Source organism: Mycoplasmoides pneumoniae FH (assembly GCF_001272835.1).
In the GTDB taxonomy this organism is placed as follows: domain Bacteria; phylum Bacillota_I; class Bacilli_A; order Mycoplasmatales; family Mycoplasmoidaceae; genus Mycoplasmoides; species Mycoplasmoides pneumoniae.
Genome location: NZ_CP010546.1, coordinates 1 through 12,706, shown reverse-complemented (window position 1 = coordinate 12,706; position 12,706 = coordinate 1). Strand labels below are relative to the sequence as shown.

The following is a 12,706-nucleotide window of genomic DNA, read 5'->3' as shown; positions in this document are numbered from 1 at the left end:
GAAGTGGATAAAAATACCGACAGCAAACTTTTTAAGAGTCAACTGTTGGTATAAAAACTGCTTTAGTTTTTTATTTGGACTCTAAGTTGTCTAGACGTTTGTTTATACCCTGGAGAGCTTCAAGTATCAATTGCAGGGTCTTTCCTTGAGCTTTTTGTTCAACTTGAAGTTCTTTGATCTGCTCACCCTGAGCATCAATATTCTGGTTTTGAACAGCAAAACTCTCCATAACTACAGTTTGGAACTCTTTAAATTCTGTTTTAGTGACAAAATTTTTGAGCTTTTCATCAAGTTGCTTATGGGTGACGTACCTAGTGCCAGGTGTTTTCACGATTTCTTCAAAAACTCCTTTTAATCATAATTCAAGCTTGCCATCATACCTATTTTCGCATTTTAACTCATAGTCCTTAGAGGTATATTTGTTCAAAATGCTCTTAATGTCGTTAAGCGAAGGCGAGTAAGCCATTAAGCAATACCTCCTTTCTTTTTAAAGAGGTTGAGAAAACTACTACTTACAATTTTGTTTAAATAAGGATTCCCCTTTAATCAGGAACTAATTTTTTCTAGTGTATGCATTTTTATTCATGTCTACACTAAATAAATTGAATAAGTTGTGAAAAGGTTCCAACAAAAGAAGAACTTTTAAAAGTTAATCCTAAGGACTACCAAAATAACTTCTTGGCGTTATGCACAATCGCTTGTTTTATTTCAGCTAAAGGAACTTGCTTAATGTCAGCAATCGTTTGCACTGTATGAACAACGCATTCCGGTCAATTAGTTTTGCCCCGAAAAGGTACTGGTGCTAAATAAGGCGAATCGGTTTCACTTAAAAGTAGCTCTGTTGGAATAACTGATAAAGCGGCTTGCAAGTTTTTCGCATTCTTAAAGGTCACAATCCCCGGAATCGAAAAATAAACCTTTAGTCCTACTTCTCTTAAAGTTAGCAGCTTTAAAGCAGTATTGGTGTCTTCACTAAAACAGTGAAACACCACTGGTTGTTTAGGTTTTAACCTTTTCAAAACTTCGTATATCCTTTCGTGCACATCACGGACATGCAACATGTGCACTAACTGGTACTGTTCTGCTAGTTGGAACTGCATCAAAAAGAACTGTTCTTGTTGGGTAATGTAGTCCTTAGTGTAGTGGTAATCAAAGCCATATTCACCAATACAACTAATGAATGAGCGATGCGTACTTACTAATTTTTCTAGTGTTGCTTGCGCTGCTTTTAAATCAAAAAGCTGGACATCATTAGGGTGAATACCCACCCCTGCCTTGAGTAAATCAGGGTGCTGTTTAGCTAAATTCACCGCAATTTGGGAGTTAGTTAAATTAGTGCCCACAACATTGGCCTTTAACCCAATTAACCTAAAGTTGGCCAAACTCTTTTCGTGCTGTTCCAGTAGGGGTTCACAGTTTAAGTGACAGTGCGCATCAAAGTATTCCATTACTTACCTAAGCAAAAGTGCTTAAAGATTTCGTTAATCAGGTCATAGTTGGTGTTTTTACCCAAGACTTGGAGAATGTATTCGTGAGCAGCACGTAAATGAACAACTAGGATATCAAAGAAAAGGCAGTTTTGTTGTTTAATTAAAAAATGTTCTAGTTCGGCTATTGCTTTTTGGAGCAGGATCGTTTGCCAATCACTAATTAAGTAGAGCTGGTTCTGCTCCACACTGTAAAACTGGTGTAGGTATTGGGTTAATAAATCGACAAGTGGTTGGATCTGTTTTTGTTTGGCAGAAATACTTACCTGAAAGCTTTGCTGCACTAAGTCTGCTTTATTGTGGACCAAAAAGAAGTCCTTCTTCAGCTTCTTTAATCGCGCAATAATCTTGGGATCAGGTTCTGGCTGCCGGGCATCCAAAAGGTAAATTACTAAGTTAGCGGTTTTAATGGCGCCAAAGGTTTTTTGAATGCCCGCTTTTTCGAGCGCACTTTGGTGTTGGCGAATTCCCGCTGTGTCGAGGATTTTGACGAAGTGACCGTTTAGAGCAAAGTCACCCTCAACAATGTCACGGGTACTGCCTTTAATGGCGGATACTATCGCTTTATCTTGATCTAACAGAGCATTCAATAAGGAGGACTTACCAACATTAGTATTACCAATAATGGCAATCTTAAACGGATCTTTGAGCCGTTGTAACTGGTCTTGACCAACCACGATTTGGTTTAAGATTTGGGTTATTTGCAAGACTGCTTGGTTCATTGTCACCAGTTCGCGCTGTTCATCAGTGTACTCGGGGTAATCCAAGTTCACTTCCATTTGCATTACTAGTTGACCCAACTTTTCCACTAAGGGTTCTAACCTGGCATCAACTTGACCAGCTAACGCATTTAAAGCGACATCCTTTAGGGTTGTATTCGGTGAAAGTACTAAGTTATTAACAGAAGCCGCTTGGTTTAAACTCATCTTACCGTTGAGATAGCCGCGCTGCGTAAACTCCCCGGGTTGGGCTTGTACCGCCCCGTGCTTTAACAATAAACCAATAATTTCGTTGACTATTACCATGCTGCCATGGCACGAAATTTCAATCAGATCTTCCCCAGTGTAAGAGTTAGGTGCGACAAATTTAAACAGCAACACATCATCCACTTTTTTCTGGTTGTGATCAATTAACCAAACGCGTTGAATCCGCATACCCAACGGTTTGACTTCCTTATTGGTTATTTGGTTAATAATGCGATAAACATCGGGACCAGATAACCTAATAATGTGAATGGCACTGTTGAAGGGCGCAGTAGCGAGGGCAAACATGGTTTGTTTGGTGTCCATCTTATCAGTTAATGAGGTTAGCAAACAACGCTGCTTTCGGTGGGTTAAACACCAAATTTTGCACCATGTTTAACAAGCGGTCCTTTTTGGTTAAGTCCTTGGTGTAATCCACCATAAAGTTCAGTACTTGAGCCGTTTCCGTTTGGTTTAATTGTTTAAACAACACCCAAGCCTTGTGAACCGTGCTCGCTGTGTTTTTCTTATTGGTAAGTGTCGTAATAATCGTTTTTAAGCGGGTAAAACTACCGTTGTCCAATGCTTGTAACTGTTCATCTACACTAAAGAAACTTTTGAGAATCGCCTGGTCCTTACTGTCCACTTGGAACGGTAACTGGGTCGCTTTTTTGAGTACTACTTTTTGGACGCGACTCAAAATGGTGGGTAAGATCATGTTTTCGTTTTTCGTGGTAAAAACACCATAGGTATTCACCGGGTGTTCCTCAATTAAACGGAGCAAGCTGTTCATGGCCGTAGCGGTGAGCGTTTCTAAGTTTTTAATCAGGTACAGCTGTTTTTGGTTGGATTCACTTTGGCGGTTCAACACTTCACTAAGGTGCAAGGCATGTTCCCTTTTAAAGGGGTTGGCTTGGTCAAAACTGTAAAAGTTGTTGTAAGTACCATGGAGAATTTCCAAGCAACTCGGACATGTTTGACACCCCGTTTGCTGTTCACAAACGACCCGGGTTAGGTACTCCGTTAAAACTGGTTGGAGATAGCTACCCCGTCTTTGAATAATTAAGAGAGCGTGGGTTGGGTTAAACATTGGCTTAATTGTTCAATAAATTGTTCCAGACAACCCGTTTGGTTTTGCCCGTCTAAGAGAAAGACGCGTTTGTTATCAACCAAACTGTGGTAATACTGGCGCATAGTATTAAAGTCCGCTTGCTTTTTGACAGTATTGTCCAATAAATTGTCCTGACCGCGTTTGGCCATCCGGTTTAAAGCAGTCTCAAAGTCACAATCAACAATAAAGGTAAAGTCGGGCATACTATCCCCCACCGCATCAGCATTGAGCTTTTTGACCACATCAAGTCCGACTTTTTTAATTAAGCCCTGGTATGCATAACTAGATCACACAAAGCGGTCTACTATCACTAACTGTTTTTGTTGTAACGCTGGTTGGATTAACTGGCGCACGTGTTCGGTGCGCGATGCCGCAAACAGATAAGCTTCTGTAAGTGGTTCCATTGCTTCATGCAGGAGCAGTGCCCGGATTTTTTCCGCTAACGGTGTGCCCCCGGGTTCCCTGCTAAAAAGCGTTTTAAAGCCCAAAAAGCTTTGGGGAAAGCGCTGTTTAAAAGCTTCTAGGAGGACGGTTTTCCCCGCACCATCCACGCCCTCTATGGCCACAAACACGCCTTGTTTCATTGGTTTATTTTGGTTTGGTAATTTTGTCAAAGTCTAAGTATTTCAACAAGGCTTGGGGAATCATTACTTCCCCTGCCTTCGTTTGGTAGTGTTCCAAGATGGCTGCAAAGATGCGGTCAATCGCTAAAGCGGTGCCGTTTAAGGTAGCCACATAGGTATTCTTGCCTGTGGTTAAGTCCTTATAGCGGATCATTGCTCTGCGTGCTTGAAAGTCACCACAAGAAGAACAGGACGAAACTTCACGGTACTCATTGCAACCCGCCATCCACACTTCCAAGTCATAGGTTTTCTGGGCACTAAAACCCATGTCACCGCTACAGAGTAACAAACGGCGAAAGGGAATTTTGAGTTCTAACAAAATTTGCTCAGCGTCCCGGGTCATTTCTTCCAGTTCGTGAATCGCTTCACTTGGTTTACAAAACTTCACTAGTTCTACCTTTTGGAACTGGTGTAGGCGAATCGTACCCTTAGTTTGTTTACCAGCACTGCCCGCTTCCTGGCGAAAGTTCACCCCAGTAGCGGTATAGTATTTGGGGAGTTCACCCTCCGTGAAGATTTCGTTGGCATGGAGGTTGGCTAGTTGCACCTCTAGGGTCGGGGAGAGGTAGTAACGCGTGTTTTCTAACTTAAAGACATCATCCTTAAATTTGGGTAGCTGACCCGTACCAGTAAGACTAGTCTCGTTCACAATGACCGGCACGTTTCACTCCTGGTATTTGTTTTTGTTGAAGTCAATCATTAAGCTAGCAATGGCGCGGAGCAGTTTCGCTGCTTTATCAGTGTAAGCGACAAACCGTGCACCCGTTAGCTTAGTGGCCTTATCAAAGGCAACTAACTGTAAGCGTTCACACAACTCCCAGTGGGGTAAGGGAGTAAAGTCAAACACCGGTTTACGCCCTTCTTTGAGCAGTTCTAAGTTAGCAGTTTCATCCCGTCCAACTGGTACTGATTCATCAGCAATGTTAGGGAGGTTTAACAGTAACTCTTGGCTTAAGGTTTCCGCTTCCTTAAAAGCGATGTTGAGCTGTTCTAGTTTTTGCTTTAACTCCTTGGATTCCTTTAATAACTTCAGATCACCCTTCTTCTTGGCAACCTGTTTCGCTAACAGGGTTTGCTTTTGGTTGGCCAGTTCAATTTGGTGCAACAGTTTGCGCATTGCTTTATCAGCTTGCACGTACGCCTCGAACTGGCTTTCACTTACACCCCGTTCAACTAACTTCTTTTTAAAGAAGTCAAGGTTATTGCGTAATTTGTTTCGATCCAACATCGTCTGTCTCGGTTGCTGTTGTGGTTTTAATGGCTTCTTCCTTTTTAAAGATAGTAACAGTCTCTAAGCGTTCCTTCTCTTTTAGTTTGATTAGTTTAACACCAGAAGTGTTTTTTCCCTGTTCTGAAAGTTGTTCCAGACTAATCCGGACAATCTTACCAGCTGAAGAAATCATTAACAAATCTTCGTTACCAAAGACGGTCGTAGTGGTCACAACCGGACCAGTTTTAGCAGTTACTCGTAGTGTTTTAACTCCCTTAGCATTCCGCTTGGTTAAACGATATTTGTCAATACTGGTGAGCTTACCAATGCCATTTTGACCCACAGAGAGTAATAAACTCCCGTTACTGGAAGTGGACAGACCATTGACAAATTCGCCCTGGTTGAGATTAATCCCCAAGACCCCCATGGCAGCGCGGGACAGCGGACGGACGGTGTCTTCGTGGAAACGCACGACAAACCCCGCGGTCGAACCGATAAAGATGTCATCTTGACCACTGGTGCGAATAACCGAGAACAAAACATCGTTTTCCTTAAAGAGGATGGCGCGTTTACCAATACTCAAGATGTTGGCAAACTCACTTAGACTGGTGCGCTTAATGGTACCGTTCTTGGTACAAAAGAAGAAGTAACCATTTTGGTAATCATTCACCGAAATTAAGGCACAGATCTTCTCGTCCTTGTCGATCTTAATCAGGTTAACCGCCGGAATCCCCTTGTTAGTACGAAAACCCGGGGGAATTTGGTGGGCCCGGATGCGGTAGACCTTTCCCTTGTCCGTAAAGAATAAGAGGTCCGAGTGGGTCGAGCAGACTAACAGCTGGCTAATACTGTCATCGGTGTAGGTAGTTAAACCCTTAACACCCACCCCACCACGGTGTTGCAGGTTATAAGAGTCTACCCCAATCCGTTTGAGATAACCGTTAGTGGACATCGTGATTACCACGTTTTCCTGGGTAATTAAGTCCTCATCATCAATGTCTTCACTAATACCGTACAGGATTTCACTACGGCGTGGATCGCCAAACTGTTCGTTAATCTTGGTTAACTGCTCCTTAATTAGTTTGAGTTGCAGTTGTTTGTCAGCTAACACCTGTTGACAGAACTCAATTAAAGCTTTCAACTCTTGTTGTTCGGTTTGTAGTTTATTGACTTCCAAGACACTTAAGCTACGTAAACGCATGTCCAGAACCGCCCGTGCTTGGATTTCATCTAACCCGAAGCGTTCGTGGAGTGCTTCCATTGCTACCTGGTTATTAGCGGACTTTTTAATGATCGCAATTACCTCATCAATGTTCAACGCCGCAATTAAAAGGCCACTTAAGATATGAAAGCGCTCCTGGTACTTCTTGAGGTTAAACTGGGTTTTGCGAATCAGAACATCGAGTTGGTGCTCGAGGTAAACCGTTAACGCTTGCTTCATGTTGAGCAATTTAGGTGCACCCTTAACCAGTGCCAACATGTTCACGGGGAACCGCACCTGTAAACGGGTTGATTTGAACAGTTGGTTTAATAAGACTTCCGGAACGGTGTCGCGCTTCACTTCAATCACCAAGCGAATTCCTTCCCTGGATGACTCATCACGGATATCGGCAATCCCGGTGATTTCCTCAGCCTTGACTAACTCGACAATCTTTTCAATTAAACTGGTCTTGTTGACCATGTAGGGAATTTCCGTGACTACTAAAGCAGCCCGGGTTGGTAGTTGTTCAATGCTGACTTTAGAACGAATGACCACATTACCCTTCCCAGTTTCAAAGTAGCTTTCAATCCCCTTGGTGTAAATAATGTTGGCTCCGGTGGGAAAGTCCGGTCCTTTAATGACACCTAATAAATCATTAATGGTGCAGTCAGGGTTGTCAATTAAAAGGATTAAGCCCTGGATTAACTCCGATAAGTTGTGAGACGGAATGGAAGTGGACATCCCTACCGCAATCCCACTCGAACCATTAGCTAATAAATTAGGAAAGGCAGCTGGTAAAACCGTTGGTTCTTGTTCTTCCCCATCATAGTTAGCGACAAAGTCGACCGTGTCCTTGTCAATGTCACGTAACAGTTCCCCCGCTAATTTCGACAACCGTGCTTCCGTATAACGTTGTGCTGCGGGACGATCGCCATCAATCGAGCCAAAGTTACCATGTCCGTCAATTAAGAGGTAACGCAAAGAAAAGTCCTGCGCCATCCGCGACATTGTGTCGTAAATGGCCATGTCCCCGTGGGGGTGGAACTTACTCATTACATCACCGACAATCCGTGCTGACTTTTTAAAGGGGCGATCGTGGTGCATGCCCCCAGTGTAAGCACCATAGAGCACACGGCGGTGCACAGGTTTAAGTCCATCCCTCGCATCTGGGAGCGCGCGAGCCACTATCACCGACATCGCATACTCCATGAAGGAACGTTCTAGTTCACTGGAGAGGGAGATGTTTTTAATTGCTGATTGTGCTAATTCCTGACGAATTTTGTCAATTTGATCTTGTTGCTTTGCCATTAGATATCAATGTTCTTTACGTTACGTGCGTTTTGTTCGATGAATTCCCGTCTTGGGGGAACTTCATCGCCCATTAACAAGGAGAAGGCTTTATCAGCAATTGAAGCATCTTCAACGGTTACCTTTAGTAAGGTACGCACCTTGGGATCCATCGTGGTTTCCCACAGTTGGATGGCATCCATTTCCCCTAAACCCTTGTAGCGTTGTAAGTTGTATTTCAGATTAGGGTGTTGTTGCTTCCACTCCTCTAGTTGGACATCGGTTTGCATGTATAAGTCCTTATTAGAGTAAGAGACCTTATACAGTGGGGGTTGGGCAATGTAAATGTTGCCCTGTTCCACCAAGGGATACATAAAGCGAAAGAAGAAGGTTAAAAGGAGGGTACGGATGTGCGCCCCATCGACATCAGCATCGGTCATGATAATGATCTTGTTATACCGCAGTTTTTCCAACTCGAAGTCTGGTTTAATGCCACAGCCAACGGCCATGACTAAAGCCGAGATTTCCACATTATTAAAGATTTGTTCAAAGTGGGACTTTTCCACATTGAGGATCTTACCCCTTAATGGTAGGATCGCTTGGAAGTAACGGTCCCGCCCCGTTTTAGCCGTACCACCAGCGCTATCTCCCTCGACAATGTACAGTTCACTAATTGAGGGATCACGGGTGGTACAGTCTGCTAACTTACCCGGGAGTGAACCACTGTCAAAGGGAGATTTCCTGCGGGTCAGTTCCCGTGCTTCCTGACTACGGCGCCGTGCTTCTTGCGCTAACAGCGTTTTGCGAATAATGGCGTTGGCTTCCTGGGGGTTTTCCAACATAAAGCGCTCAAAGATTTCACTAACAATACTGTTAACTAGAGGACGCACTTCGGTGTTACCCAATTTCTTTTTGGTTTGACCCTCATACTGGGGGTTGGGGTGCTTAATTGAGATAATGGCCGTTAACCCTTCACAGATGTCATCGCGGGTAATCTTTTCATCCGTTTCCTTTAAGAACTTGTTTTCGACAGCAAAGCGGTTAATGATCTTCACTAAGGCATTGCGAAAGCCTTCAACGTGGGTACCGCCTTCAGTGGTATTAATGTTGTTACAAAAACTAAAGATTGATTGGTTATACGTCTTGTTGTACTGAAAGGCCACTTCCACCTTAATTGTGTAGCTCTCATCACGGCTAACTGATTTAACAGTATCGGTTTTTTCACCAAAGATAATGTCCTCAAATAAAGGTTCCTTTTCGTTGTTGAGGTGGTGGATGTATTGGACTAAGCCACCATCATACTTCCAAGAAAAGCTTTGCGGATTTTGACGGCGTTCATCAACAAAGTCAATTTGGATCCCTTTGTTGAGAAAGGCTAATTGTTGCAACCTACTAGCAATTACCGTTTGTTTGTAATCACTCTTTTCCATCACGGTAAAGTCCGGGACAAACTCAACCTTGGTACCGTGTTCCTTGTCACACTTACCTTCGTTGACAAGATCACCAATCACTTCCCCACCGTTGTGGAACGCTAGGAAGTACTGTTGGTGCTCCCTGGCTACCCATACCTTAAAGGAGGAACTTAAAGCATTAACAACCGAGGCACCCACACCGTGGAGTCCCCCTGACACCTTATAGCTATCGTTGTCAAACTTACCCCCAGCGTGGAGTACCGTAAACACTGTTTCAACGGTGGAGCGGTTGGTCTTAGGATGGATGTCAACGGGAATGCCCCGGCCATCATCCTCCACAATGGTGACAAAGTTGTCTTTAAGGGTTAGTTTGACAGTACTCGCAAAGCCACCCATGGCCTCGTCAATTGAGTTATCAATGATTTCCCAGATCATGTGGTGCAACCCTTCTTCGCCGGTGGAACCGATGTACATGCCGGGGCGCTTACGCACGGCCTCTAAGCCTTCAAGAATCTTAATGCTACTGGAATCGTAAGCTTGCGTTTTGTTATTGTCTTCCATTTAATGTGCACGTTGGAAAGTTAAAAGCCATAAGCAAAATTTATGGCGAATCCAAACAATTATACCACATTAAAAATTAAGCGATTTTAAACAATAAACTCGTGTGTTTTATAGTCAAAAACCCACTTATTAGGATTGTCTTGTTTGTCCTGCGGCACGAGGAATCACAACTTGGTTTTGTCCTGTTCAAAATGACTGGAAAAGATGCGTAAGCGCTTCTTAATTTTGTCGACAATCCGCATTCGCACAATCAGATCACCGCGTCAACCCAAGGCCCGATTACCCTTGCCAAAGAACTCTGCCACCTCACCGTTTTTAATGTCTCAAAGAAGCCGGAAGGAATAGTTCTTGTTGAGTTCGTACCACATTTGTCCAGGGTAGTTATTGGAAATGACTTTGATCTTTAAAGGGAGGTTGACCACCCCACCTTCACGCACTTCTTTGGGGGTTAATTCGATTTCGACATCAATGTTGAAATAGCGCTTGGCCTCTAATCAACCTAAATAGTTGTACTGCTCTTTTAAAACATCGTTAAGCTTCTTGCCCTTTAAGAAGGCTTGCTTGATCGAATGACGTCTAAGAAGTGTGTCTTCCAAGTCAAAGTCCAACTTGCCCTTGGAGTAAAGTTGGTAAAAGGCCAAGGATACATCCTTGTCTAAAAAGGAAGAATACTTATTGTTGGTAGGGGTTGGCTGGGTGTATTCCCTGTTGCGGATAAAGTCAAAGTCCCAGTTGTGGTGGAACTGTAATTCCTCCATAAACTGTTCGTGTCACTTAATCGAGAAGTCCAGGCGTTTAACTCGGTCTTCAAATTCACTAAAGCGTAGCATAGCGTCATACTCCGCTTTTTGGGTGGTATCGCTTAAAACGGCATAGGCGTTATTAATCTTGACAAAGGTATCTGCCCCTTGTTTATTGATGTCAGGGTGATAACGTTTAGCTAAGCGTTTGTAAGCTGTTTTGATTTCCTGTAGTGTAGCAGTTTGGGGCAGCTCTAGTAAGTCATAAAGCGTCATTAGTTACTTGGAAGGAACTAGGATTTCTTTAAGTTCAGGTTCGTTGTTCGAACTAATTAAAAAGTATTTGTTACTGCCCTGGAAGTAAAGCTCAATTTCATCAGTATCAAATGAGTCAATGTGTTCCAAGAGGGAAAGCGCATTAACAGCGATGTTGAGTTTGTGACCTTCGAACTTAAGGCAAGTAACTTCTTCTAAGGATGCACCAATGTTTTGAACGTTGGAATTAATTTTGAGGTGGGAGTTGGTTACTTGCATGTCACAGAGAAAGAAGCGCTCGTTTTGAGCTAACGTCAAGATTCTTTGTAATGCATCTTTAAGTTCGTTTTTTTGAATGGTTACTTTGGTTTCTGGTTCAAAGTCAAACAACTGCATTACCCGCGGAAAGCTTTCGTTAATTGAGGTGTAGTTAATTAAGAAGTTATCTAACTTAATCAGTAATTCGGTACTTAAATCATCCTTGTGTTCTTTGCGGAAGAAGATACTGATTAAATCACCACCTTCAGGGTTAAAAGAATTGATGAAGCTCAAAAGATTAGTTTCGACAATGAAATTAAATGGATCGGTTTTTTGTTTGATTTCATAAACAGAGAGCTTATAAGAATCCGATGCCTCTAAAAAGATTTGTTTACCATTGGAACCGTTGAAGTTAACCCCGTTGAATTTTCTAGTGGATTCTCTAAATGTAGAAACAGCATGGGCAATCTTTTTAAGTCCTTTAGTTAAAAGGCTGTGTTGGATTTTAAGTTCATCAAATTCCTTCAAATCAACGTTTTGGTTGAAACGGATTCTGGGGAATTCTTTCTTATCAATCGTGTTAAGGTTAATGTTTGTTTTTTTTGTTTTGACTAAAAGAGTTTGATCTTTCTCTTGAATAATAATGATGTCTTCTTTAATTCCGTTAATGAGTTCGCTAAAGATTTTGCCTTTAACAATTACTTCACCTTCTTCAAGTACATCAATGTTTTCGGCTAAGGTACATTTAGCAGAAAAGTACTCGTTGTTAGCATAGAAGTTAATTTCCTTTTCTGTAGCCTCTATTAATAAATAAGAGTGGTATGGTTTCATCTTATTGTTAGATACGATTACATTGTTGAGTTTTTTGAGGATTTTGTTCAACTCATTCTTATTAATCAAAACTTTCATGCCCTTTTTATAGTTTTTTTCTTTTTGTTTTGTTTATTTGATTTTATTTATTATGGATGGCCAAATGTCACTAATTTTGTTAATAAAATCACTATAATTAAGTATAAATACTTAATTATAGATTAATTTGGCTTTTATTTCTGGATGCCTATTATATATAATGTCATGGTAGCCTTTCTTATATATGTACTATGTACATATATAGTAAAGGGCCAGAACAAACAACTAATTTTCTTCATTGTTTAACCATCTTGGTATTAAAGGGATATTAAGTTAGAGCTAAGGGAATAGTGTTGGAGAATACTTTGAATAATACCCTAATAATACTAACCACTTTAGTATTGTCATAATATCACCTATAGGTAATGCTTTAGTACCTTAATAAATATTAAGAATAATATTAGCCTAATACTATAGATAATATTAAGATAATATCTGCATAGTATTAGCATAATACTAAATAAATACTAATAATATTAAGCTATTAGTAGGTAAATAATATTAAGATAATATTATGTTAAAGAAAAAGTTTCTCTATACTATATAGAAGATTAGTATTTAATAGTAAACGGTAAACAAATTTGTTTTCCATTTTCCTATATACCACTTTCTTTTTCGCGGTTGGGCACATTTTAATACCACGTTGGTAGCATCTTAATACCCTGATGGTATTAATTTCGTCGGTAAATA

General features: G+C 41.5%; 10 protein-coding genes. All 10 read right to left on the bottom strand.

Translation table 4 applies throughout. The features are described 5' to 3' along the window. Positions 1-70: 70 nt before the first annotated feature. The gene (locus tag F539_RS00050) at positions 71-466 is read right to left on the bottom strand and encodes a DUF16 domain-containing protein (protein WP_010874367.1); all 396 of its coding nucleotides are present in this window, start codon (positions 464-466) and stop codon (positions 71-73) included. Between the two features lie 196 nt (positions 467-662). Next, complete coding sequence (locus F539_RS00045) at positions 663-1,448, bottom strand: TatD family hydrolase (protein ID WP_014325282.1); 786 nt, start codon at positions 1,446-1,448, stop codon at positions 663-665. Continuing rightward, entirely contained in the window at positions 1,448-2,776 is a 1,329-nt protein-coding gene (gene mnmE / locus F539_RS00040; protein WP_014325281.1) for a tRNA uridine-5-carboxymethylaminomethyl(34) synthesis GTPase MnmE, read from the bottom strand. The genes F539_RS00045 and mnmE overlap by 1 nt, the downstream gene beginning before the upstream one ends. 1 nt (position 2,777) lies before the next feature. Then, the gene (locus F539_RS00035) at positions 2,778-3,539 is read right to left on the bottom strand and encodes a DNA polymerase III subunit delta' (RefSeq protein WP_014574840.1); all 762 of its coding nucleotides are present in this window, start codon (positions 3,537-3,539) and stop codon (positions 2,778-2,780) included. Continuing rightward, positions 3,512-4,144 (bottom strand): dTMP kinase, encoded by a 633-nt coding sequence (gene tmk / locus F539_RS00030; protein WP_010874363.1) that lies wholly within the window; start codon positions 4,142-4,144, stop codon positions 3,512-3,514. The genes F539_RS00035 and tmk overlap by 28 nt, the downstream gene beginning before the upstream one ends. A gap of 4 nt (positions 4,145-4,148) precedes the next feature. Continuing rightward, entirely contained in the window at positions 4,149-5,411 is a 1,263-nt protein-coding gene (serS, locus tag F539_RS00025) for a serine--tRNA ligase (protein WP_014574839.1), read from the bottom strand. After that, positions 5,383-7,902, bottom strand: coding sequence for a DNA topoisomerase (ATP-hydrolyzing) subunit A (gene gyrA / locus F539_RS00020; RefSeq protein ID WP_014574838.1), 2,520 nt, complete (start codon positions 7,900-7,902; stop codon positions 5,383-5,385). The genes serS and gyrA overlap by 29 nt, the downstream gene beginning before the upstream one ends. Next, the gene (gyrB, locus tag F539_RS00015) at positions 7,902-9,854 is read right to left on the bottom strand and encodes a DNA topoisomerase (ATP-hydrolyzing) subunit B (protein WP_010874360.1); all 1,953 of its coding nucleotides are present in this window, start codon (positions 9,852-9,854) and stop codon (positions 7,902-7,904) included. The genes gyrA and gyrB overlap by 1 nt, the downstream gene beginning before the upstream one ends. 86 nt (positions 9,855-9,940) lie before the next feature. Further along, a complete protein-coding gene (locus F539_RS00010) occupies positions 9,941-10,870 on the bottom strand; it encodes a J domain-containing protein (RefSeq protein WP_010874359.1) in 930 nt (309 codons plus the stop codon). Between the two features lie 3 nt (positions 10,871-10,873). Continuing rightward, positions 10,874-12,016 (bottom strand): DNA polymerase III subunit beta, encoded by a 1,143-nt coding sequence (gene dnaN, locus F539_RS00005; protein ID WP_014325278.1) that lies wholly within the window; start codon positions 12,014-12,016, stop codon positions 10,874-10,876. Positions 12,017-12,706: the final 690 nt, after the last annotated feature.